This is a genomic window from Rhizomicrobium electricum (genome assembly GCF_011762045.1).
GTDB classification, from domain to species: Bacteria; Pseudomonadota; Alphaproteobacteria; order Micropepsales; family Micropepsaceae; genus Rhizomicrobium; species Rhizomicrobium electricum.
Genome location: NZ_JAASQS010000005.1, coordinates 234,151 through 256,114 on the forward strand (window position 1 = coordinate 234,151; position 21,964 = coordinate 256,114).

The following is a 21,964-nucleotide window of genomic DNA, read 5'->3' on the forward strand; positions in this document are numbered from 1 at the left end:
GTGACACGCAAAGACTACCGCTGCACCTCTCGGCAAGTTTGCCGGGCGCGACGAATATCCTGTGTCAAAGGATCCCAATGAAGTCGTGGGGGGCTAAACCGACTCCACTTCCAGCACGCCGGGGATGACGCGCAGGACGTCTTTCAGGGCGGAGGTGACCTGATGGCGCTTGGGCAGGGCAATCTCGACCTCCTCCCCTGGGCCGCCGGGGACCACCAGCGTGACGACGCCCTTGCCGGGATTCTTCAGCGCTCCGGCAATGCCCGGAATGGCGGCCACATCGCCGACATGCAGACGCAAGCCTTCGCCGGCGTGCATCGCCTCGGTCTCCAGGTCCTTGACCCAGGTGGCGCGCAGTTTCAGCTCGTCGCCTTCCCAGGTCGCCACCAGCTTGATCAGCACCGACTTGCCGGCATCGAGCAGATGGCGCGAGGCGGCCAGAACTTCGGAGAAGAACATCACCTCGTACATGCCGGTCGGATCGGAGAACGAGCAGAAGGCATACATCTGGTCGTTCTTGCCGCGCCGCTCGGATTTGCGGATCACGGTACCGGCTAGGATCGGCGACGAAGCGCTGCGCCGGTCTTCCAGCACTTCGGCGTAGGTCACCGCCTGCAAGCGCTTCAGCGCGACGCGATACTGATCGAGCGGGTGACCCGACAGATAGAAGCCCATGGCGCCGAATTCCTCGCCAAGGCGCTCGTGCGGCGGCCAATCGTTCACGGCCGGCAGACGCAATTCGGCCTTTGCCGGGCCGCCGCCGAACAGGCTCACCTGCCCGCTTTCGCGCTCGCTGGTGGCGGCCTGAGCGGCAGCAAGAATGAGATCGGCGCCTTCCACCACCTGACGGCGGTTTTTGTTGAGGCTGTCGAACGCCCCCGCGCGCGCGAGGTTTTCCACCACCCGCTTGTTGATCTGCTTGGGATCGATGCGGTTGGCGAAATCGGCCATCGACCGGAACGGGCCGCCTTGCTGGCGCACCTCGACCAGATGGTCCATGGCCTGCCGGCCGACACCCTTGATCGCGGCCAGGGCGTAGTAGATTTCCTTCTTCTCGGCATCGACCGAAAACACCGCGGTGGAGCGATTGACGTCGGGCTGCAACACCTTGATGCCGAGACGCTGCGCTTCCTGCCGGAAGATGTTGAGCCGGTCGGTGGCGCCGATATCGAGGGTCATCGACGCGGCGAGGAATTCGACCGGGTAATGCGCCTTCAGATACGCCGTTTGATAGGCAACGTGGGCGTACGCGGCGGCGTGGCCCTTGTTGAAGCCATAACCGGCGAACTTGGCGGCCTGATCGAAGATCTGCTCGGCGATTTCCGGCAGCACGCCGCGTTCGGAGGCGCCTTTCAAGAAGCGCTCGCGCTCCTTGACCATCTCCGCCACGATTTTCTTGCCCATGGCGCGGCGCAGATTGTCGGCCTGCCCCATGGTGTAGCCGGCCAGTTCCTGGGCGATGTGCATGACGTCTTCCTGATACGTCATGACGCCGTAGGTATCTTTCAGGATCGGCTCGAGCTTGGGGTGGAGATACTCCGGCTCCTCCCTGCCATTCTTGACGGCGATGTACTTCGGGATCGAGTCCATCGGTCCCGGACGATAAAGGGCCACAAGCGCGACGAGGTCGTTGATGCGGTCGGGCTTCATCTTGCGCATCAGGTCGCGCATGCCCGTGGATTCCAACTGGAACACGCCGACGCTGTCGCCCTTGGCCAGCATCTCGAACGTTTCCTTGTCGGTGAAATCGAGGCTTGCCGCATCGACCTCGATGCCGCGCTGGGCGATCAGGTCTTGCGCCTTGGCGATCACCGTCAGGGTCTTGAGGCCGAGGAAGTCGAATTTCACCAGGCCCGATTTTTCCGAACCCTTGTAGTCGAACTGCGCCACCGGCACGTCGGAGCGCGGATCGAAATAGAGCGGCAACAACTCGTCCAGCGGCCGGTCGCCGATGATGACGCCGGCGGGATGGGTCGAAACGTTGCGGTACAGCCCTTCGAGCTTGCGGGCGATGTCGAACAGACGCTGGGCGATCGGCTCCTGTTCGGCGATCTGCTGCAGCCGCGGCTCGGCTTCGATGGCCTCGTCGAGGGTGATGTGCTTGCCGGGCTGGCCGGGGATCAGCTTGGCGATGCGGTCGACGAGACCGAGCGGCATCTGCAAGACGCGTCCGACGTCGCGCACCGCCGCGCGCGCCTGCAACGAACCGAGCGCCAGGATGTGGCCGACCTTCTCGTGGCCGTATTTGTCGCGCACGTAATGCACGACCTCGTCGCGCCGCTCCTGACAGAAGTCGATGTCGAAGTCCGGCATCGAAATACGTTCCGGGTTGAGGAAGCGTTCGAAGAACAGGCCGAACCGCAACGGATCGAGGTTGGTGATGTCGAGCGACCACGCCACCAGCGACGCCGCACCCGAACCGCGCACGCCGACCGGAATGCCCTGCGCCCGCGTCCACTTCATGAAGTCGGACACGATCAGGAAGTAGCCGGGGAACTGCATCTTGATGATGACGTCGAGTTCGTAGGCCAGTCGCTTGTCGTATTCGGAGCGGTCGGCATAAAGCCCGTTCTTGGCGAGACGCCGCTCGAGACCGGATTCGGCCTGCGCCTTCAACTCTTCCACCGCCGACAGCCCCGAGGCGGGCTCGAAAATCGGCAGCAGCGGATGGCGCTTGATCGGCTTCACGGCACAACGGCGCGCGATCTCGATCGTGTTGGCGATGGCCTCCGGCAGATCGGCAAACTGGGCCGCCATTTCGGCAGCGCTCTTGAAGCGATGCTCCGGCGTAACGCGGTGGCGGTCTTCCACCGAGACATAGGTACTCTCGGAAATGCAGAGCAGCGCGTCGTGCGCCTCGTACATGTCGGCGCGGCCGAAATGGACGTCGTTGGTGGCCACCAGCGGCAGCTTCTTGGCATAAGCCAGATCGATCAGGCCGTTCTCGGCGGCGCGTTCTTCCGGCATGCCGTGGCGCTGAAGCTCAACATAAAGCCGGTTGGGGAAGATGTCCGCCAACTTGTCGAGCACCGTCTCGGCCAGCTCCATCTGGCCGGTCTCGATCAGCTTGTTGATCGGGCCGCCGGGGCCGCCGGTAATGGCGATGATGCCTTCGTTGTACTTGGCGAGCGTTTCGGCGGTGACATGCGGCCAGTCGCCCGGATCGACTCCCAGATAGGCGGCCGACAACAGCTTGCAGAGATTGAGATAGCCCTTCTGGTTCTGGATATAGATCGGCAGATATGGCGGCTTGGGCTTGGAGCCCAGCGTCTGGGCACCGGTCAGCTCGACGGCCAGCATGCAGCCGATGATCGGCTGGACGCCCGCCTTGGCCACGGTGTCGGTCCAGTCGAACACCCCGAACACCTGGTTGACGTCGGTGACGGCGACCGCCGGCATGGCGTTCTCGACGCACAGCTTGGCGAGCTCCTTCGGCCGGATGGCGCCCTCGATCAACGAGTAGGCGCTCTTCACCCGGAGATGGACAAACCCGGCCGGTTTCTTCCCGTCAGCCAAACCAACTCACTCCTTCGGCGCGCTTTTTTGATGGTCGCGCTTCCTATCCGAAAACCGGGAGCCACTTTTCGGGAAGCGCTCCAACTTGCATTCCAGAAGTTTCACGATCCCCGGCACGTCGGCGGCCGTTGCGGGGGCGATCTGGATGTAATGCCCCTCGGGATAGACCTTGGCCTCCGCCGCCAGTTTCTTGATCCGGGCCGGCAGCCTGGCTGCCATCGCCAGACCGAAAGCCCGTTCGCCGAGCATGACACGCACTTCCATCGCGCCCGGCTGGGGCAAGAGATACACCAGATTGCGGTCCTTCTTGTGCAGGACGGCATAGACCCCGAACGCCAACTTCTTGGCCGGGCGCCAGTCAAGCTCGCACGACACTACCGCCTGGACCGCCGCAATCACCGCATCCCACACTGCCGCGGCCGGACCGAGCTCCGCGGCCAAAACTTCCGAGGCGGGTGCCTTGGCGGCAGGCTTCTTCGGGGCGGCCTTCTTCGCGACCTTCTTCACGGCAGCCATTCAATCCTCCGCCGCCACGGTGCATTGGGCCAGGGTGAGGACTTCGGCGATATCGGCCTCGGTCTTCACCACAAAGCGGATGCCCCGCCCTTCGGCGGTCGGCTTGGTGTCGGCCAGCATCTGCTTGATCGCCGGACGAAGGTCCGAGCGCATGGCGAGCTGGAAGGCATATCCGTTCAGCACCACCCCGACCAGGAGCCTGCCGGCCATCGGCATCAGGTAGACGATCGTCTTGTCCCGGCGGCGGACCAGACACATCCGGCCGAACGCCAGTTCCGACGGACGCCACTCCTGGACCAGAGGGCCGAACTGCTCTTCCAGTCCGCTAAGGATCTGCGGCCAAGCCGAGGTGCTGTTGCCAAGCGCGGCATGCAATTCGGCTGTGGTGGGAGGGGTAACGTCCTTCCTCTCTGCCCCACCCGTCATGGCTCACTCCCGTGCTCCCGACAGGTTTATGGCTTGAAGGTCACGGCCAGAAGGCCGCTCGACGTTCCATCCACAGTTATGCGCAACGCCTCAGCCGACCATCAAAAGCGACTGCGCGGCCCCCGCGAGAAGAAAACTGGAGGCAAAAAAGACAATCAAACCAATGCCTGCCACGGCGTCCTTAAACCAAGCCATCAGCCTCTCCATCGCCTATCCACGGGGCATCCACAGCCTTACGCACACCCTATTGTTCGCCCTATGTTCTGTCAAGAACAAAACAGATACACCAGCGACACGCTATTTTTATACTGGCAATACATGGGTTGACTCCTATTTATGCCTTGGTATTAATCTCACCAAACCTCACGGAGTTGTCTGTCATGGAGGAAGCATTGTTCCGGCCCTGCACCGCTTTTGCGGGCGAAAAACGCCTCGTTTCCGGCCCGCTCGTCGAAGTCGCGCTGGCGGTGAAGAATCAGGTCGATTCGGACGCGCGAATCCCGATTCTCGTGTTCGATGATGCCAACGCACACATGGTCGAACTCAATCTCAGCGGCACCAAGCAGGAGATCATCTCCCGCCTGCCCGAGGCGGTGGCCCACACCAATGATCCGGAGCCGGAGACCGCCGAGCCGGAGCGCAGCGGTCGTCGCGGACGCCCCAAGCTCGGCGTCGTCGGCCGTGAGGTGACCCTGCTCCCGCGCCATTGGCAGTGGCTGGACGCCCAGCCGGGCGGTGCCTCGGTGGCGCTGCGCAAGCTGGTCGATCAGGCTCGGCGCGACAGCGGCGACCGCGACCGGCGGCGCGCGGCGAACGAAGCCACCTACCGTTTCGTGACCGCGATGGGGGGAGACCGGCCCGGATACGAGGAGGCCGTGCGCGCGCTCTATGCCGGCGACCTCAAGCGGTTCTCCGAGCAGATCGCATCCTGGCCGGCCGACATCCGCGACTACGCCATCGGTCTGGCGTTTGCGGCGGAGAACCCAACCCCTTCGTCAGTACCAGCTTGAGGGGGGCGTTGCGTTCACACTGCTGTGACGTCCCGGCGCTTCATGCTCCCGCCAGCGTATCGCGGATGATGCCGAGCCCTTCCCGCACCCGCTCGAAGGTCGGCGGCGTGCCGAGGCAGATGCGGATGGCGTGGGTGGGATTGCCGCGGTCGACCACGAAGGCATCGGTCGCCTCCACCAGCACCTCGCGCCGGGCAAGATCGTCCTTGAACTGGGCAGCGCGCCAAGGCGCCGGCAGTTTGAGCCAGAGATGGGGCGCGTTGGGATGCAGCGAGAGGTCGAAATCGCCAAGGGTGTCGCGCGCCGCGCCCTGACGGCGCTTGATCTCGGCACGCTGGTCCTTGATGAGCTTGTCGGCGTCGCCATGGGCTATGAGGTTGGCCGCCAACTCCATCAGCAGCGGCGACGCCAGCCAACTGGTGATGCGCAAGTTCGCCAGCGCATCCTGGTAGAAGCGCTCCGGCACCGAGAGGAACGCCAGCCGCAAGGTCGGCGCCAGCGCCTTCGACAGCCCGGCGATGTAGAACGCCGCGCCGGGCAAGAAGCTGGCGATCGGCGGCAGCGGGTCCTCCAACAGCGGGGCGAAGATGTCGTCCTCGATCAGCGGCACGCCGTGGCGCTCGAGGATTTTGGCCACCGCCTTGCGGCGACTGAGCGACAACAGTGTCGCGGTCGGATTGTGCAGAGTCGGCACCAGATAGACCGCCGCCGCCTTATTGCATTTCAGCAGACTTTCGAGGTGATCCGGCACTAAGCCCTGGCGATCCATCTTGATGCCGAGCAGCTTCAGTTTCAGCTTCTGGGCCGCGCCTTTCAGCGCCTGCGAGGTGAATTCCTCGGCCAGGATCGTGTCGCCCGACCGGCACAGGGTCATCAGACTGAGGAAACCGGCATGCAGCGCGCCGGAGCAGATCAATGTGGTGCGCGGCTCGGCCGCCACGCCGAAGCGCGACACCCAGGCGGCCGCGGCGGTGCGATGACCCTCCCAGGCGCTGTTCTGCTGGTACTGCAAAAGCTCGGCGAAGTATGGCGCCTTCATCACGGCATCGAGCTGGCGGCCGATCAGCGCGGCGTTCTTGATCGCGCACGGATAGTTGTCGCAGAAATCGATGGCGCGGGCGTACGGGTTCTCGTTTGGCCACGAAATGCCGCCGGCGCTGCCGCGCACGAAGCTGCCCCGCCCCACTTCGCCCGACAGAAGGCCGCGCCGCATCGCCAGCCGGTAGGCCTTGTTCACCGTGCCAGGGTTGAGCCCCAGCGTGTAGGCCAGGAGGCGTTGCGGCGGCAGCCGGGCGCCCGGTTTCAGCCGCCCCGAGGCGATATCGTCGGCAATGGCGTCCGCGATGGCTTGGTAAACGTCACCGGTCCGGCCGTTGAGATCGGGCAGCCAATCGAGGCGGTAGGGATTGTGCGTCATACAATTCCGAATTGTTCGGCCAGCAATAGAACAATTGCACCGGAATGCTCGGCGGGTAAAGCATCCTGCCGTCACGCGTTCACATCAGAGATTACCATGAAGACCATCGGCCTGATCGGCGGCACCAGCTGGACCTCGACTATCGAGTACTATCGCATCCTCAACGAGGAAGTGGCGCGGCGGTTGGGCGGGCTGCATTGCGCGCGCATGGTGATCTACAACGTGGAATTCGCCGACCTCGAAGGGGCGATGCATTCGGGCCGCTGGGACGATGCCGCCGCGATCCTGTCGGGCGCGGCCACCAAGCTGCAAGCGGCGGGCGCCGAAGCCATCGTGATGTGCTCGAACCTGATCCATCGCATGGCCCCCACCGTCCAGAGTGCGGTCCCGGTTCCCCTGCTCCATCTCGGCGACGCCCTGGCGGCCGAAGTGAAGACGCGCGGTTATCAGAAAGTGGCCTTGCTGGGTGCGTGGCACACCATGAAGGAAGATTTCTATCGCGGCCGCATCGCCGACAAGAGCGGCGCCGAGGTGCTGATCCCGAGCGACGACGAATGCCGCTTCATCGACACCGCGATCTTCACGCGCATGTGCCGCGACGTCTACACCGACGAGGATCGGGCCGCGTTCCTTGCCATCATCGAAAAGCTGAAGCGGCACGGCGCCGAAGGCGTGCTGCTCGCCTGCACCGAACTGCCGGTGCTCTTGACCGATGCGCCGTTGCCGCTGCTATCGAGCATCGACCTGCACTGCCGCTACGCGATCGATTGGGCGATGGCGGCTTAAACCGCCGGCGCTCCGAGTTTACCAGCATCCAGCAAACGGCCTTCGTGCAGAACGAGGGCGCGGTCCATCTTGGCCGCCAGTTGCAGATTGTGCGTGGCGATCAGGGCCGCGACGCCTTCCGAGCGCACCAGCGTGACCAGTGCATCGAACACGCCGGCAGCCGTCTTGGGATCGAGATTGCCGGTCGGCTCATCGGCCAACAAGATGCGCGGATGATTGGCCAGCGCGCGGGCGATGGCGACGCGCTGCTGTTCGCCGCCGGACAGTTGCGCGGGGCGATGGTCGGCGCGGCCTTCGAGCCCCATCACGGTCAACAGACGCAAGGCTTCCACCGCGGCGTCCTTGCGCTTCGTGCCGGCGATCATCTGCGGGATGACGACGTTCTCGAGCGCGGTGAATTCCGGCAGAAGGTGATGCGCCTGATAGACGAAGCCGATGGTCTCGCGGCGGATGCGGGTGCGCTCGTCGTCGCTCATCGCCGCCACATACTGGCCGTTGATGAGAATGTCGCCCGACGTCGGGGATTCGAGCAGCCCGGCGATGTGCAGCAGCGACGACTTGCCGGCGCCCGAGGGGCCGACCAGCGCCACGATCTCGCCCGGCACCAGGGCCGCCGACGCATCGCGGAAGATTTCGAGTTGTCCGGGACCTTCGCGGAAAATGCGGACGATGTTCTCGAAGCGGAGAGCGGCTTCCATGCTGGGATCACTCATAGCGCAGCGCCTCCACCGGATCGAGCCGTGCCGCCCGCCAAGCCGGATAGAGCGTGGCAAGGAAACTGAGCAGCAAGGCCACAAACACGGTCACCGCCACTTCCAGCGGGTCCATCAGCGCCGGCATGTGGGAGAGGAAGTAGATTTCCGGATTGAACAGATTGGTGCCGGTCAGCTTCATCAGGATCTGGCGGATCGCCTCGATGTTCTTGCAGAACAGAACGCCGATCAGGAAGCCGATGAACGTGCCGGAAACGCCGATGCTCATGCCGGTGATGAGGAACACGCGCATCACCGCGCCGCGCGTGGCGCCCATGGTGCGCAGAATGGCGATATCGGGCGACTTGTCCTTCACCAGCATATAAAGCCCGGACACGATGTTGAGCGCAGCGACGACCACGATCAGGGTCAGGATCAGCGCCATCACGTTGCGCTCTACCTGCACCGCATCGAAGAAGGTGGACTGGGTGTCGCGCCAGGTCAGCACGCGCACGCCGCTGCCGACCACCTTTTCGATGTTCGCCGCGATGCCGTCGACCTTGTCGGGATCGATGGTCATCACTTCGAGGCTGGGCACGGCATCACCGTAGTTGAAGAACATCTGCGCTTCCGACAACGGCATGTAGATGATGGTCTTGTCGTACTCGCTCATGCCGATGGTGAAGAGACCGGCGACCGAATAGACCTTGGCGCGCGGCATGGTGCCGAACGGCGTTACGTCGCCGTGCAAGCCGAGAATCTTAATGTCCGAACCGGGATAGAGGCCCATGCGCTGGGCCAGCCGCGCACCGACCAGCACGGTGTCCTCGCCGTAAGCCCGCAAGGCGGCGGGCGGCAGCGACTTCGACACCATGGTCAGCGCCTCGACATCGGCGCGCCGAATGCCCCGGATCTGCACGCCAGTGGCGACGCCATTGGCATCGACCGCCGCAAAGCCCTGTACCATCGGCGTAACGTGGGTCACGCCTTTGACCTTGGCGATGCGGGCGGCCAAGGCATCGTAATCGGAAATCGGTTGGCCTGACGCCGACTGCACCATGATATGGCCGTCGATGCCCAGAATGCGGCCCATCAGGTCGTGACGGAACCCATTCATCACCGCCATAACGATGATCAGCACCGCCACGCCGAGCGCGATGCCGACCAGCGAGATGACCGAGATGATCGAAATGAAACTCTCCGCCCGCTTGGCGCGCAAATAACGCAACGCCAGCATCCATTCGAACGGCGAAAACGGGCGGGTGGATTTCATGATGGCCTACTTCACGAACCGGTTGACAGCCTCTTCGGCGGACAGTTCTTCCTTGACGCCCGTCGCGCGGTTCTTGATCTCGATCACGCCCTTTTCGAGACCGCGCGGACCGACCACCACCTGCCACGGAATGCCGATCAGCTCGGCGGTGGCGAATTTGGCGCCGGGACGCTCGTCGCGGTCGTCGTAGAGGACTTCCTTACCGGCGTTCTCGAGTTTCTCGTAAAGACCGGAGCAAGCCGCATCGGTCTTGGCGTCGCCGGTCTTGAGATTGATCAGCGCGATGTCGAACGGCGCCACCGGCTCCGGCCAGATGATGCCGGCGTCGTCGTGGCTGGCTTCGATGATGGCGCCGAGCAGGCGCGACACGCCGATGCCGTAGGAGCCCATTTCCACCGGCACGTCCTTGCCGTCGGGACCGGCCACCACTGCCTTCATCGGGGCGGAATACTTGGTGCCGAAATAGAAGATCTGGCCGACTTCGATGCCGCGCGTGGACATGCGGCGCTCTTCCGGCACTTCGGCTTCGAAGCGGGCCTGATCGTGGACGTCGCTGGTCGCGGCATACATCGCCGAGCGGGCCTGCACGATGGGTTCGAGGTCGCCGTCGAAGTCGATATCGACCGGCGGGATCGGCATCGTGAGCAGGTTCTTGTCGAGATAGACCTGGCTTTCGCCGGTCTCGGCCAGAACGTGGAATTCGTGGGAAAGATCGCCGCCGATCGGGCCGGTGTCGGCGCGCATTGGAATGGCGACGAGGCCCATGCGATCGAAGGCGCGCAGATAGGCCACGTACATCCGATTATAGGCGCGACGGGCGCCGGCCTTGTCGATGTCGAAGCTGTAGGCGTCCTTCATCAGGAATTCGCGGCCGCGCATCACGCCGAACCGCGGGCGGACTTCGTCGCGGAATTTCCACTGCGTGTGATAGAGGTTCAGCGGCAGCGCCTTGTAGCTCTTCACATAGGCCCGGAAGATATCGGTGACCATCTCCTCGTTGGTCGGCCCGTAGAGGAGTTCGCGCTCGTGGCGGTCGGTGATGCGCAGCATCTCGGGGCCGTAGGCGTCATAGCGGCCGCTTTCGCGCCAAAGATCGGAGGACTGCAGCGTCGGCATCAGGATTTCCACCGCCCCTGCCCGGTCCATTTCCTCACGCACGATCTGCTGGATACGGCGCAGCACCCGGTGGCCGAGCGGCAGCCAGGCATAAATGCCGGCAGCTTCCTGGCGGATCATGCCGGTCCGGAGCATCAGCCGGTGCGAGACGATCTGCGCCTCGGACGGCGTTTCCTTGAGAACGGGGAGGAAAAAGCGGGAAAGACGCATTGTGGATATCCTGGGGATAAGTCGGTCGACGTGAGGCCCCCTTCATAAGCGCACCGGGCCCGCGGGGCAAATGGACCGATACGACGCATTGAAGAAGCGAGTGCCGGTACCCACTTCCCCCGTGCAGCGAGGGGGACCCCAATGCGGCGGGCAATTTCTTGGGTCGGACTGGTATTCGCATTGATCATCCCGGCGGCGGGACTGACCAGATTCCTACCGGCGATACCCGGCATTCCGCACGACCTTCTCCGGGAGGGCTACTTCTGGGGCCTTTGGCTCCTGATCATTGCCTGGGTCTTGCTCGTCGAGCGGCGCCCGCTTGCCTCCATCGGCATCAAGCGCCCCACCTGGCGGACCCTGGCGTACGGTGCCTTGGCCGTCGTGGCGATCGTGGTGGCCGCGGCCTTGGTTTTGTGGGCCCTGTTTTCGGCGCTGCATCTGAAGGAATTCCCCGATGGACAGAAGGAGCTCTACCATCTCCCGTTCTGGCTCCGGTTTCTGCTCGTGACCCGCGCCGCCGTTGTTGAGGAAACGCTATTCCGCGGCTATGGCATCGAACGGCTGCAGGAATTGACCGGTTCGCCCTGGCTGGCCGGAATCGCAACCTACCTGATATTTGTAGGAGCGCATCTGAATGGCTATGGATGGCTGCAATTGTGCGGTGTGGGCACGTCGGCAGCGGTGATGACCCTGCTCTATTTCTGGCGCCGCGATCTGCTCTCCAACATGGTCGCGCACTGGCTGATCGATGCTCTTGGGCTGCTGCTCAGGGGGTGAAGCGCCTTCACCGTCCTACCGGCCGCATCGGTTCCAGCGGCACCTGATAGGACATGTTGGCGATCAGCGCCCGCACGTCGACCGGCGGCGGCGGGGGCATCGGCTTGGCGGCTTTGCGCTCAAGGTCTTCGAGCTCGTAACCGGCGAAGAAATCGCGGGACTGCATCTGGCGGAAGCGCTGCTGGGCTGCGTACCAACGCATCTTCTTCTCGCCGTTGGTGCAGCCGTCGCGTTCCGCCCCTTGCGCGCCCCACCGCAGCTCGATGCAATCGTAGGGATCGTAGCTCATGGCATAGACGCGGGCTTCGATGTCGCCAAGATGGAGCGGCACCGGCCGTTTGTCCGTGCTGAGATAGGTCAGATCGCAGGCTTGGCTTTGCGTGTCGTAGGCGGCGAGCAGATCGGCGCGCAGATCGGTGCCCTCATAGGCGATGCGCGGATCGCGCTTGACCCAGAGATCGATGATCCGCGCCATGTGGGAATAGAACTGGGCGAAGCCCTCGCGCAGGCGCGCGTCGCGCGCCGGCGTGGCGTAGTTCTCCCAATCGCCCCAGGCATCGAACAGATTTTCCGGCAGGCTCGACGGATGCGGCTTGTCCTGGATGTGTTCGGAGATTGCGAGGTTCACGGTGTTGGCGCGGTCCTTGAGATCGCGGCACAGGTTCCGCATCGAGACGCGCAGTTCGTGCAGCGGATTGAACTCCGTCTTGCCGCCGCTCATCGCGGTGCGGACATAAGTGTAGAGCCCCATCTCCTCGTCGTCATAAACGAAGCGCGCCTTCTTCGGGCTCTGCGACGGGTTCGGCTCGGTGCCGACATATTGGACCAGCGAGAAGTCCTCGATCTCGTCGTTGCCGGTGAGCACGATGCGGCCGCCGATCAGATAGCCCTCGCCGTCGTCCTTGGCGCCTTTCAAGACCTGCGGACGCCAGTTCTTGAGACCGCCGCCGAGTTTCAACGGGCTTTGCCCGAACTGCGCACCGTAGACGCTGCGGGTGATGGTGAAATCGGGATGGGCGTCCATGTAGTAGATGCGGCCATCCTCATCGACCTTATAGACGATCCCGACATGGGCGTTTGTGTCGTAGATCACCGTGCCGGGACGGATCGTGCCGGGCTGGATGGCGGGCGCGTAGAAGTCTGGTAGCACCCCAGTCGTTTGGGTCACATCGGATCGGTAGGTTGCCGAGTTCACCGTCTCGATCACTTCGCGCACGGCCGCAGGACCGTTGATCCCCTCGCCGCGGTCGATGAAGGCGCGCCGGCTGGTGGGGCGATTGCCGGTGGTGTTGTGCTTGTCGTCGCCCGATCCGGCATAGCCGTCGACGAACGAAAACGGCAGACCGTTCTTCCAGGCGTAATAGGCGCGCAAGAGATACGGCCACTTGGCACAATCGGTATCGATGTCGAGGAACTTCTGGTCGGTGGCGCGGAACGGATTGGCCGGATCGCGCAGACAGCTTTCAGACGACGAACAGTTGGACGCGCCGATCGCTGCCACGAAGCGCGAAAAGCCCGCCTCGTCCGCGGCCGACCAATGATCTTTGGTGATGCGCCATGTCCCTCCCGCGTGCGCTGCCGAGAGAATCATAGTCAGCCCCAGTGCAAACCCCGCCCACCTACGCATGGTCTCAGGCTGCGGTTCCAAGGCGCGTCCGTCAAGCCAAGTTGGAAGCGGATTGATTGCTACCGGTTACCTAAAGCAGCACTTTAGAGGCTTTAAAATGACAGCGCTGCCAGGCGCGATGTTATAGCCACAGGGGTGTCGAATATTCTTTCAAGAGTGCAGATTTCGGCCACATTCGAACGTGACAAGTATGTGAAATTCCACTACAGAAACACCCACATAAAACGAACAAAAGGCCCGCGTTTCGCTCGTGAACGGCCAAGTTCGGGGAGAGGTATCCGTCGGGGGGGACCCTGCGGAAGAAAGGCCGGGCCAAGCCCGGCCTTTCGCATTTCCGGGGCACCGGAACGCCTTTCATCCTTCCCACATCAGACGTTTTGACTGTCGCGCTTTCGGACGGAAAACCGCCGCCTTACGCTGTCGCTAACGGCTCCACTTTTCCTGAAAAGCGCTCTAGCTTCGCCCTACGCAGCGGCGGGGGAAAACATGTTCGAACGGTATTTCGGGCTTCAGGCTCACGGTACGACCGTACGGCGCGAGGTGGTGGCGGGGATCACGACCTTTCTCACCATGGCCTATATCGTGGTGGTCAATCCGGACGTGCTGTCGAACGGCGGGCTCGATCGTTCCGCGGTGTTCGTGGCGACGTGTCTGGCCTCGGCGCTGACCACGATCCTGATGGGCCTCTGGGCGCGGCTGCCGGTGGCGCTGGCGCCGGGCATGGGGCTCAACGCATTCCTCGCCTTCACCGTGGTGCCGGCCCTCAATTACGATTGGCGGCTGGCGCTCGGGTGCGTTTTCCTGGCGGGCGCACTGTTCGTCGCGATCTCGATTACGCCAGCGCGCGAGTGGCTGATCAACTCCCTGCCCCGTTCGCTGAAACTGTCGATCGCCGCGGGCATCGGATTTTTCCTGGCGCTGATCGGATTGCATCAGGCCGGCATCGTGACCTCGAACGGCTCCAACAGCCTGCTCACGGCCGGATCGCTGTCCGATCCGCGCGTGCTTCTGGCAGCGCTCGGCTTCATCGTGATCTTCGCTCTGGCGGCCCGCCGCGTGATCGGCGCGGTGATGATCGGCATCATTCTGGTTACCGTGCTGGCCTTTGCCTTCGAACTGCAGCCCGTTCCGGGCGCCATTACTTCGCTGCCGCCGTCGATGGCGCCGACGCTGTTCCAGCTCCATTTCGATCCCGGCAGCACGGCCGAAGGTATCGTGGCCTCGACGGTGCTGGTGTTCCTTCTGGTGATGATGCTCGACACTTCGGGCACGCTGACGGCCGTGGCCTATCAAGGCAAGCTGACGACCGAGGACGGCAAGCTGCCGAATGCACGCAAAGCGCTGACCACCGACGCGGTCGGTTCGATGCTGGGCGCAGCCTGCGGCACCTCGCCGGTCACGGCCTATATCGAGAGCTCGGCCGGCATCCAGGCGGGCGGACGCAGCGGCCTGACGGCCGTGGTCGTCGGCGTGCTGTTCCTGCTGGCGCTGTTCTTCTCGCCGATCGCTACATCCGTGCCGGCCTATGCCACGGCCCCGGCGCTGATCTTCGTGGCCGTGCTGATGGTCGGCGGGCTCAAGGAGATCAACTGGGACGACCTCACCGAAGCCGCCCCGGCGCTGCTGACGGCCTTGGCGATCCCCTTCACCTACTCCATCGCCTCGGGCATCGGCATCGGCTTTATCGCCTATGTCGCGATCAAGGCGGTGTCCGGACGCTGGAAGGATCTGAACGCCGCCGTGGTGGTGATCGCGCTGGCCTTCATCGCCAAGATCGTCATGGACGCGCAGAATTTTGGGGGAAGTGCGGGCTAGAGGTCGAAGACCTTCAGCGCGATCAGCGCATAGAACACTGCGAACAACACTACGGCTATGCCGGAGGCGATCAGGGCTTTGCGACCAAGGTACGCGCGTTTGGGAGCGCCCGTCTCGCGGTCGACCTCGCCCAACCCCACCGGCAAAAGGCAAAAGAAAGCGAGAAACCAGGCGATGGCGAAGGCGCTGACGAGGATGGCGCCGTGGACCATCACGCCTGCTCCAACTCGACCAGCGTGCCGACGAAATCCTTGGGATGGAGGAACACGACCGGCTTGCCGTGGGCGCCGATCTTGATATCGCCCAGAACGCGGGCGCCGGCCGCCGCCAGCTTGTCGCGCGCAGCCGCGATGTCGTCCACCTCATAGCAGACGTGGTGCATGCCGCCGGACGGGCTCTTTTCGAGATAGGCGGCGATCGGCGATTTGTCGCCGAGCGGCTGCAACAGTTCGATCTTGGTATTCGGCAATTCGACGAATACGACGGTCACGCCGTGTTCCGGCAACGCGTGCGGCGCCGACACTTTGGCGCCGAGCAGATCGCGATAGACCGCAGCGGATTTCTCGAGATCGGCGGTGGCAATGGCGACATGGTTCAAACGGCCGATCATCGAAATCCTCCTGCTAAACCGTCACCACTTCCACCCGCGTTACCGGCTTCTTGCCCCAGGCGTCTTCGGCGGCGCGGCGGGCGGCCCGGCGGACACTCTCGCGCAAATCGCCCTCGTCGTTCTTCCTTGGATTGTGACGGTCCAGCGCTTTATCGACCGCAGTGCGTACGGCTTCGTGCACCGGCTCGGGCATGCCTTCCAGGATGATGCCGGGATCGGCGGCGACGCGGTTCTTTTCGTCGAGCACGAGGGTGATCGCGATCATGCCGGCGAAACCGAGCGCACGGCGCTTGCGCGCCAAGCCGAGGCCTTCGGCGACCAGCACGGTCCCATCGAGATGAATGCGGCCCGACGGCGTTTCATCGATCACCGACGCCTTGCCCGGCGCTAGTTTCAGCATCTGGCCGTTCTCGATAGTGACCACCTGCGGCACCTGCAGCGACTTGGCGAGCGCAGCATGGGCATGAAGGTGACGCGTCTCGCCATGCACCGGCACGGCGATCTTGGGCCGCACCCAGCGATACATTTCGGTGAGTTCGTCGCGCGCGGGATGGCCGGAAACATGGACGAAATGATCCTCGGTCGACAGCACCTCGACGCCGATGGTTGCGAGCTTGTTATGCAGTTCGAAAATCGGCAATTCGTTGCCGGGAATGACGCGCGAGGAAAAAATCACCGTGTCGCCGGGCCCGAGCTTGACCGCGTGTTCGCCCGACGCAATGCGCGGCAGCGCGGCACGTGGCTCGCCCTGGCTGCCGGTGCAGAGATAGAGCACCTTGTGAGGCGCGATGTCCTCGGCATCCTCGAAATCGATGGTCGGAGGAAAGTCCTGCAAATAGCCGGTTTCCTTCGCCGCCTGCACGATCTTGTGCATGGCGCGTCCGACCAGCACGACATGGCGCTTGTGCATCTTGGCGGCTTTGGCGATGGTGTCGAGCCGCGCCACATTGGACGCGAACGCCGTTACCGCGATGCGGCCCTTGATCGTGCCGATCAGTTCGGTGAGATGTTTTTTCACCTCGGCTTCCGAGCCGGAGCGGCCCTTTACCAACGCATTGGTGGAGTCGCACACCAGCGCCAAAACGCCCTCGTCGCCCAACGCCTTGAAGCGGCCGATGTCGGCCTTCTTGCCGACCACCGGATCGGGATCGATCTTCCAGTCGCCGGTATGCACCACCGTGCCGAGCGGCGTCTTGATCGCGATTGCGTTGGGCTCGGGAATGGAATGCGTAATCGAGACGAGTTCGATCTCGAACGGGCCGAGGCTCAGCTTGCCGTGCGGCGGCACCACCTTGAGCTTGGCCTTGCCGATGAGCTCGGCCTCGTCCAGCTTGCCTTCGATCAGCCTGGCGGTGAACGGCGTGGCATAAACCGGGCATTTCAGCATCGGCCACAACAGCGCGATGGCGCCGATATGATCCTCGTGCGCGTGGGTGGCGATGATGCCAAGCACGTCGTCGCGCCGTTCGGCCAGGAACGAGATGTCGGGCATGATGAGATCGACGCCGGGCGTGGCGCCCTCGCGCCCGAACAGGACACCGCAATCGACGATGATCCACTTGCGATCGTCGTCGGGACCGAAGCCGTAGGCGTTGAAATTCATGCCGATCTCGCCCGCGCCGCCGAGCGGCAGCAGGACAAGTTCGTTGTCGTCGTCGTTGATCTTGTGAGGCACTATCTACCCAACCTTATTCCGCGCATAAATCTGAGCCAGGCCGCGGATCGTGAGGTCCGGGTCGTAATGATCGATGGCCGGCGTCTGGCGGTAATAGACACGCCCCAGCCCGCCGGTCGCAATCACCGTCATGGGGGCGCCGTATTCGGCCTTGATGCGCGCGATGAGGCCCTCGATCAGGCCGATATAGCCCCAATACATGCCCGACTGCATCGCCGGCACGGTGTCCTTGCCGATCACCGCATTGGTGCGCGCGATGGCTACGCGCGGCAGCATGGCGGCAGCCTTATGCAGCGCCTCGGCGGAAAGGTTGATACCGGGCGCGATGACGCCGCCTTCGTAATCGCCGTCCTTGTTGACGATGTCGAACGTGGTGGCGGTGCCGAAATCGACCACGATCAGCGGTCCGCCGTAATGCGCATGAGCCGAAACCGAATTCACCAGCCGGTCGGCGCCGACCGCTTCGGGACGCAGCGTCAGAACCTTAAGGCCGAGATCGACGGCCGGATCGCCGACCACGACGGCTTCGATGTTGAGATAGCGCCGGCAGAACTGGCGCAGGTCGAACAGGGCCGCGGGCACGACGGTGGCAATGATGGCGCCCGCGAAATCGCTAAATTTGAGGCCGTTGAGCTCGAGCAGCGGCTTCAAGAACACCGCATATTCGTCGGCCGTACGGCTTGTCTTGGTGACCGCGCGCCATTCGCAGCGGATGGCATCGCCGTCCCAAACGGCGAAGACGATATTGGTGTTGCCGGCGTCGATGGCCAGGAGCATGAGAGCCTCAGAAAAAAACCTCGCCTGCGGCGATCGTTCGTGTCACCCCGCCCGGCAAGGCCAGCACCAGCGCACCCGCATCGTCGATGTCGCGGAATACACCGGTCGTCTCTTCCCGCGCCAGACGGACACGGATACGCGCGCCCAATCCATGCGCGCGCGCGAGCCAAGCTTCCCGGACGGGTGCAAAGCCGGCCGCGCGCCACGCCTCATACCACTTCGCGAAACGGTCAGCGAGGTCGAGCAGCGCATCCTGCGGCGACGGTGCGGGGCGGCCTAGGGCAGCAACCGCCGTGGCCGGCAGTTCGGTGTCGTCGGGAAACGCCTTCAGGTTGACGCCGATGCCGATCGCCAACCACGCGACGGTACCATCCGCCGCGGCCTCGGATTCGAGCAGGATTCCGGCGATTTTCCGCCCTCCGACCAGCACATCGTTAGGCCATTTGAGCGCCACATCGGGGACATGGAGCGCCAGCATGTCGGCCGCCGCCAGGGCCGCGACAAAGGAAAGCTGGGCGCATTCCACCACCCGCCGACTGGGACGCAGAAGCAACGTCGCGGAGAGATTGCCGACCGGCGCCGTCCACACCCGTCCGCGGCGGCCCTTGCCCTTGGTCTGGCGCGCGGCGGTAATCCATAATGGCCCCGGCTCTCCCGACGCGGCGCGGCGACGCGCTTCCTCGTTGGTGGAGTCGACCTCCTCCAATTCCAGAAGACGGTAGCCGAGGGGCCAACTCGTCAAGGCAACAGAGCCTGTGCGGCGGCAGCGGCCGGTCCGACCAGCACCCACGGGACCACCAAGAGCAACAGCGTGAACGCCGTCGACAGCGTCAGGATGGTGCCCATACCGCGCCCGCCGAGCCCGGCATCGAGAGGCTTCGCCGGTTCGTCGAAGTAGATCACCTTGGCGATGCGCAGATAGTAGTAAGCGCCGACGCAGCTCGCGAGCACGCCCAGCACGGCCGGAATGATGAGCCCGGCATGCATGGCGGCGAGGAAGACATAGATCTTGGCGACGATGCCGGCCACCGGCGGCAAGCCGGCCAGCGACCACATCAGGGCCGCAAACGCGAAGGCATAGCCGGGACGCGTCCGCGCGAGACCGGCAAGATCGGAAATGTTCTCGACCGCCTCGCCGTGGCGCCGCATCGCCTGAATGCAGACGAAAGCGCCGATATTGGTGACGGCGTAGAACGCGATGTAGATCAGCATGCCGCGCACGCCTTCCTGCGTTCCTGCGGCCAGACCCAACAGGGCATAACCCATGTGGCCGATGGAGGAATAGGCCATCAGGCGCTTGATGTTCTGCTGCCCGATCGCCGCCACGGCGCCGAGCCACATCGACAGGACCGACACCACCACGATGATCTGGCGGTATTCGTCGACGGCATGGGCGAACGGGATCATTACGGCGCGGATGGTCAGCGCGAGGGCCGCGACCTTGGCGGCAGTGGTGAAGAAGGCGGTGACCGGCGTCGGCGAACCTTCATACACGTCGGGCGCCCACATATGGAACGGCACGGCCGAAATCTTGAACACCAATCCGGAGATCAGGAACACAAGGCCGAAGATCAGACCGATGCCGGTGCCCGATTGCGCGATCACCTGCGCCACGCCGCTGAAGTCGGTGGTGCCGGTGAAGCCGTAGATCAGCGAGATGCCGTACAGCATCGTGCCCGACGAAAGCGCGCCGAGAACGAAATACTTGAGGCCGGCTTCGGTCGAACGGGTGTTGTCGCGCTGGAACGCGGCGAGCACATAAAGCGCGAGGCTCTGGAGTTCGAGGCCGAGATAGAGCGCGAGAAAATTCGAGGCCGATACCATGGCCAACATGCCGAGGGTGGCAAGCCCGATCAGGATCGGCATCTCGAAGCGGACCATCTTCTCCTTCACGAAGAAGTTCTGCGCCATGACGATGCACAGCGCCGCCGAGCCGAGGATCAGCACCTTGGTGAAACCCGAGAACGCATCTACCACGAACGCGCCGTGGAACGCCGTGGCCGGTACGCCGACGCACACAGCGGCGCCCGCGATCACCATCAGCGCCGCCATCAGGATCGAGACCAGCCGGGTCGCCTTGTCGCCCTGCCACGCGCCTACCATCAGCGCCGCCATCGAGCCGATCGCGAGGATCAACTCCGGCGCCAGAACAATGAGGTCATGAGCGATGTTCATGGCGCGCTCCTTGTGGCGCTTTGGGCAAGCTTGACGGACGAAGGCAGCGTGCCGCGGTCATAGGCAACGGCGGTGTGATGCTGCTTGATCAGGTGAGCGACCGAGGGGCCGGTAATGTCGAAGATGAACTTGGGATAGACGCCCATCACGAGGGTGGCGATTACCAGCGGTACCAGGATCGCGGCTTCGCGCAAGCTGAGGTCCTTGATCGCCTGCAGCGACGGCTTGACCAGTTCGCCAAAGATCACGCGCCAGTAGAGGTACAGCATGTAGGCCGCCGACAGGATCACGCCGGTGGCGGCGAAGATCGCAACCCAGGTCTGGACGTGGAAGGCGCCGACCATGGTAAGGAATTCGCCGATGAAGCCCGAAGTGCCCGGTAGGCCGATATTGGCGAGCGCGAACACCATGAACACCGCGGCATAGATCGGCATGCGGTTCACGAGGCCGCCGTACGCGGCGATATCGCGGGTGTGCATGCGGTCGTAGATCACGCCGACACAAAGGAACAGCGCGCCCGACACGACGCCGTGGCTCAGCATCTGGAACACGCCGCCTTCGATGCCCTGCTGTGTCAGAGTGAAGATGCCCATGGTGACGAAGCCCATGTGGGCCACCGACGAATAGGCAATCAGCTTCTTCACATCCTCCTGTGCCAAAGCGACGAACGAGGTGTAGATGATGGCGACGATGGAGAGCGTGAAGACGAACGGCGCCAAGGCCTCCGACGCACTCGCGAACATCGGCAGCGAGAAGCGCAGGAACCCGTATCCGCCCATCTTGAGGAGGATGGCCGCGAGGATCACCGATCCGGCGGTCGGCGCCTCGACGTGGGCGTCGGGCAGCCAGGTGTGGACCGGCCACATCGGCATCTTCACGGCGAAACTGGCAAAGAACGCGAACCACAGGAAGTATTGCGCCTGAACCGGGAAGTGTACCGTCTCGATAATGGTCGGAATGTCGGAGGTGCCCGCCGTGAAGTAGATCCACAGCATGGCGAGCAGCATGAACAGCGAACCGAGCAGCGTGTAGAGGAAGAACTTGAAGCTGGCGTAGACGCGCCGCTTGCCGCCCCAGATGCCGATGATCAGGAACATCGGAATCAGGCCGCCTTCGAAGAAAATGTAGAACAAGAAGAGATCGAGCGCGGTGAAGACGCCCATCATCAGGGTTTCGAGCGCCAGGAACGCGATCATGTATTCCGGCACGCGCGACTTCACCGATTCCCAGCTCGCCAGGATCGTGAACGGCATCAACAGGCCGGTCAGCACCACGAACAACATCGAAATGCCGTCGACGCCCATGTGATAGGTGATGCCGGTGCCGGCGCCGAACCATTCGGCCTGCTCGACGAACTGGAACGCCGAAGACGAACCGTCAAAGCGCGACCACATATAGATGGTGAGCGCGGCATCGATCAGCGTGACGCCGAGGGCCACCCAGCGGGCCGTGGTGGTGCGCACCGCCTCATTCGACCGCGTCACCAGGATAGCGACGATGCCGAGGAGCGGCAGGAAGATAATGATGGAGAGAAGGTGGTTCATGA

19 protein-coding genes are annotated in these 21,964 nt (G+C 63.6%); 4 read left to right on the forward strand and 15 right to left on the reverse strand.

Annotation, left to right across the window (positions count from 1 at the left end; translation table 11 throughout):
• Window positions 1-93: 93 nt before the first annotated feature.
• From dnaE to FHS84_RS21555, 3 genes are read right to left on the reverse strand one after another with little or no spacing between them, the layout of a single operon-like run.
• Entirely contained in the window at window positions 94-3,516 is a 3,423-nt protein-coding gene (gene dnaE, locus FHS84_RS11610) for a DNA polymerase III subunit alpha (RefSeq protein WP_166934346.1), read from the reverse strand.
• A gap of 6 nt (window positions 3,517-3,522) precedes the next feature.
• Entirely contained in the window at window positions 3,523-4,032 is a 510-nt protein-coding gene (locus tag FHS84_RS21550; RefSeq protein WP_208393815.1) for a DUF3788 family protein, read from the reverse strand.
• The gene (locus FHS84_RS21555) at window positions 4,033-4,458 is read right to left on the reverse strand and encodes a DUF3788 family protein (RefSeq protein WP_208393816.1); all 426 of its coding nucleotides are present in this window, start codon (window positions 4,456-4,458) and stop codon (window positions 4,033-4,035) included.
• 380 nt (window positions 4,459-4,838) lie between these two features.
• Here FHS84_RS21555 and FHS84_RS11620 point away from each other — a divergent pair, with 380 nt between their 5' ends.
• The gene (locus FHS84_RS11620) at window positions 4,839-5,468 is read left to right on the forward strand and encodes a DUF2239 family protein (protein WP_166934348.1); all 630 of its coding nucleotides are present in this window, start codon (window positions 4,839-4,841) and stop codon (window positions 5,466-5,468) included.
• Window positions 5,469-5,508: 40 nt separating this feature from the next.
• Here FHS84_RS11620 and FHS84_RS11625 read toward each other — a convergent pair whose 3' ends face one another.
• Window positions 5,509-6,885: an aminotransferase-like domain-containing protein gene (locus tag FHS84_RS11625; protein WP_166934350.1), complete on the reverse strand. Its 1,377-nt coding sequence runs from the start codon at window positions 6,883-6,885 to the stop codon at window positions 5,509-5,511.
• A gap of 96 nt (window positions 6,886-6,981) precedes the next feature.
• Between FHS84_RS11625 and FHS84_RS11630 the strand changes: the two genes are divergently transcribed.
• The gene (locus FHS84_RS11630) at window positions 6,982-7,671 is read left to right on the forward strand and encodes an aspartate/glutamate racemase family protein (protein WP_166934352.1); all 690 of its coding nucleotides are present in this window, start codon (window positions 6,982-6,984) and stop codon (window positions 7,669-7,671) included.
• Here the strand turns inward: FHS84_RS11630 and FHS84_RS11635 are convergent.
• From FHS84_RS11635 to proS, 3 genes are read right to left on the reverse strand one after another with little or no spacing between them, the layout of a single operon-like run.
• Window positions 7,668-8,384 (reverse strand): ABC transporter ATP-binding protein, encoded by a 717-nt coding sequence (locus tag FHS84_RS11635; protein WP_166934354.1) that lies wholly within the window; start codon window positions 8,382-8,384, stop codon window positions 7,668-7,670. The two genes, FHS84_RS11630 and FHS84_RS11635, sit on opposite strands and share 4 nt — an antisense overlap.
• On the reverse strand, window positions 8,377-9,636 hold the full coding sequence (locus FHS84_RS11640) for a lipoprotein-releasing ABC transporter permease subunit (RefSeq protein ID WP_166934356.1): 1,260 nt from the start codon (window positions 9,634-9,636) through the stop codon (window positions 8,377-8,379). The genes FHS84_RS11635 and FHS84_RS11640 overlap by 8 nt, the downstream gene beginning before the upstream one ends.
• Before the next feature lie 6 nt (window positions 9,637-9,642).
• Window positions 9,643-10,962: a proline--tRNA ligase gene (proS, locus tag FHS84_RS11645; protein WP_166934358.1), complete on the reverse strand. Its 1,320-nt coding sequence runs from the start codon at window positions 10,960-10,962 to the stop codon at window positions 9,643-9,645.
• Between the two features lie 141 nt (window positions 10,963-11,103).
• Here proS and FHS84_RS11650 point away from each other — a divergent pair, with 141 nt between their 5' ends.
• Complete coding sequence (locus FHS84_RS11650; RefSeq protein ID WP_166934360.1) at window positions 11,104-11,739, forward strand: CPBP family intramembrane glutamic endopeptidase; 636 nt, start codon at window positions 11,104-11,106, stop codon at window positions 11,737-11,739.
• A gap of 7 nt (window positions 11,740-11,746) precedes the next feature.
• On the opposite strand, the gene FHS84_RS11655 is transcribed toward FHS84_RS11650, so the two are convergent.
• Complete coding sequence (locus FHS84_RS11655) at window positions 11,747-13,330, reverse strand: hypothetical protein (RefSeq protein ID WP_166934362.1); 1,584 nt, start codon at window positions 13,328-13,330, stop codon at window positions 11,747-11,749.
• Window positions 13,331-13,852: 522 nt separating this feature from the next.
• Here FHS84_RS11655 and FHS84_RS11660 point away from each other — a divergent pair.
• Complete coding sequence (locus tag FHS84_RS11660) at window positions 13,853-15,181, forward strand: NCS2 family permease (protein WP_166934364.1); 1,329 nt, start codon at window positions 13,853-13,855, stop codon at window positions 15,179-15,181.
• Here the strand turns inward: FHS84_RS11660 and FHS84_RS11665 are convergent.
• From FHS84_RS11665 to FHS84_RS11695, 7 genes are all read right to left on the reverse strand, one after another.
• Entirely contained in the window at window positions 15,178-15,393 is a 216-nt protein-coding gene (locus tag FHS84_RS11665; protein WP_166934366.1) for a DUF1467 family protein, read from the reverse strand. The two genes, FHS84_RS11660 and FHS84_RS11665, sit on opposite strands and share 4 nt — an antisense overlap.
• Window positions 15,393-15,791 (reverse strand): methylmalonyl-CoA epimerase, encoded by a 399-nt coding sequence (mce, locus tag FHS84_RS11670; RefSeq protein WP_166934368.1) that lies wholly within the window; start codon window positions 15,789-15,791, stop codon window positions 15,393-15,395. Before mce ends, FHS84_RS11665 begins: the two co-directional genes overlap by 1 nt.
• Window positions 15,792-15,804: 13 nt before the next feature.
• Entirely contained in the window at window positions 15,805-17,394 is a 1,590-nt protein-coding gene (locus FHS84_RS11675; RefSeq protein WP_166934694.1) for a ribonuclease J, read from the reverse strand.
• A 75-nt stretch (window positions 17,395-17,469) separates the two neighbouring features.
• Window positions 17,470-18,243: a type III pantothenate kinase gene (locus FHS84_RS11680; protein ID WP_166934370.1), complete on the reverse strand. Its 774-nt coding sequence runs from the start codon at window positions 18,241-18,243 to the stop codon at window positions 17,470-17,472.
• Between the two features lie 7 nt (window positions 18,244-18,250).
• Window positions 18,251-18,985 carry a biotin--[acetyl-CoA-carboxylase] ligase gene (locus tag FHS84_RS11685; protein ID WP_166934372.1) on the reverse strand — a complete coding sequence of 245 codons (735 nt, stop codon included), beginning with the start codon at window positions 18,983-18,985 and terminating at the stop codon, window positions 18,251-18,253.
• A complete protein-coding gene (gene nuoN, locus FHS84_RS11690; RefSeq protein ID WP_166934374.1) occupies window positions 18,982-20,418 on the reverse strand; it encodes an NADH-quinone oxidoreductase subunit NuoN in 1,437 nt (478 codons plus the stop codon). Before nuoN ends, FHS84_RS11685 begins: the two co-directional genes overlap by 4 nt.
• A complete protein-coding gene (locus FHS84_RS11695) occupies window positions 20,415-21,962 on the reverse strand; it encodes an NADH-quinone oxidoreductase subunit M (protein ID WP_166934376.1) in 1,548 nt (515 codons plus the stop codon). Before FHS84_RS11695 ends, nuoN begins: the two co-directional genes overlap by 4 nt.
• Window positions 21,963-21,964 lie beyond the last annotated feature (2 nt).

What these genes read in the sequence shown, in the direction of transcription:
- FHS84_RS21550 (WP_208393815.1), bottom strand. Translation starts at nt 4,032, where the DNA reads ATGGCTGCCGTGAAGAAGGTCGCGAAGAAGGCCGCCCCGAAGAAGCCT.
- FHS84_RS21555 (WP_208393816.1), bottom strand. Translation starts at nt 4,458, where the DNA reads ATGACGGGTGGGGCAGAGAGGAAGGACGTTACCCCTCCCACCACAGCC.
- FHS84_RS11620 (WP_166934348.1), top strand. Translation starts at nt 4,839, where the DNA reads ATGGAGGAAGCATTGTTCCGGCCCTGCACCGCTTTTGCGGGCGAAAAA.
- FHS84_RS11625 (WP_166934350.1), bottom strand. Translation starts at nt 6,885, where the DNA reads ATGACGCACAATCCCTACCGCCTCGATTGGCTGCCCGATCTCAACGGC.
- FHS84_RS11630 (WP_166934352.1), top strand. Translation starts at nt 6,982, where the DNA reads ATGAAGACCATCGGCCTGATCGGCGGCACCAGCTGGACCTCGACTATC.
- FHS84_RS11635 (WP_166934354.1), bottom strand. Translation starts at nt 8,384, where the DNA reads ATGAGTGATCCCAGCATGGAAGCCGCTCTCCGCTTCGAGAACATCGTC.
- FHS84_RS11640 (WP_166934356.1), bottom strand. Translation starts at nt 9,636, where the DNA reads ATGAAATCCACCCGCCCGTTTTCGCCGTTCGAATGGATGCTGGCGTTG.
- proS (WP_166934358.1), bottom strand. Translation starts at nt 10,962, where the DNA reads ATGCGTCTTTCCCGCTTTTTCCTCCCCGTTCTCAAGGAAACGCCGTCC.
- FHS84_RS11650 (WP_166934360.1), top strand. Translation starts at nt 11,104, where the DNA reads ATGCGGCGGGCAATTTCTTGGGTCGGACTGGTATTCGCATTGATCATC.
- FHS84_RS11655 (WP_166934362.1), bottom strand. Translation starts at nt 13,330, where the DNA reads ATGATTCTCTCGGCAGCGCACGCGGGAGGGACATGGCGCATCACCAAA.
- FHS84_RS11660 (WP_166934364.1), top strand. Translation starts at nt 13,853, where the DNA reads ATGTTCGAACGGTATTTCGGGCTTCAGGCTCACGGTACGACCGTACGG.
- FHS84_RS11665 (WP_166934366.1), bottom strand. Translation starts at nt 15,393, where the DNA reads ATGGTCCACGGCGCCATCCTCGTCAGCGCCTTCGCCATCGCCTGGTTT.
- mce (WP_166934368.1), bottom strand. Translation starts at nt 15,791, where the DNA reads ATGATCGGCCGTTTGAACCATGTCGCCATTGCCACCGCCGATCTCGAG.
- FHS84_RS11675 (WP_166934694.1), bottom strand. Translation starts at nt 17,394, where the DNA reads ATGAATTTCAACGCCTACGGCTTCGGTCCCGACGACGATCGCAAGTGG.
- FHS84_RS11680 (WP_166934370.1), bottom strand. Translation starts at nt 18,243, where the DNA reads ATGCTCCTGGCCATCGACGCCGGCAACACCAATATCGTCTTCGCCGTT.
- nuoN (WP_166934374.1), bottom strand. Translation starts at nt 20,418, where the DNA reads ATGAACATCGCTCATGACCTCATTGTTCTGGCGCCGGAGTTGATCCTC.
- FHS84_RS11695 (WP_166934376.1), bottom strand. Translation starts at nt 21,962, where the DNA reads ATGAACCACCTTCTCTCCATCATTATCTTCCTGCCGCTCCTCGGCATC.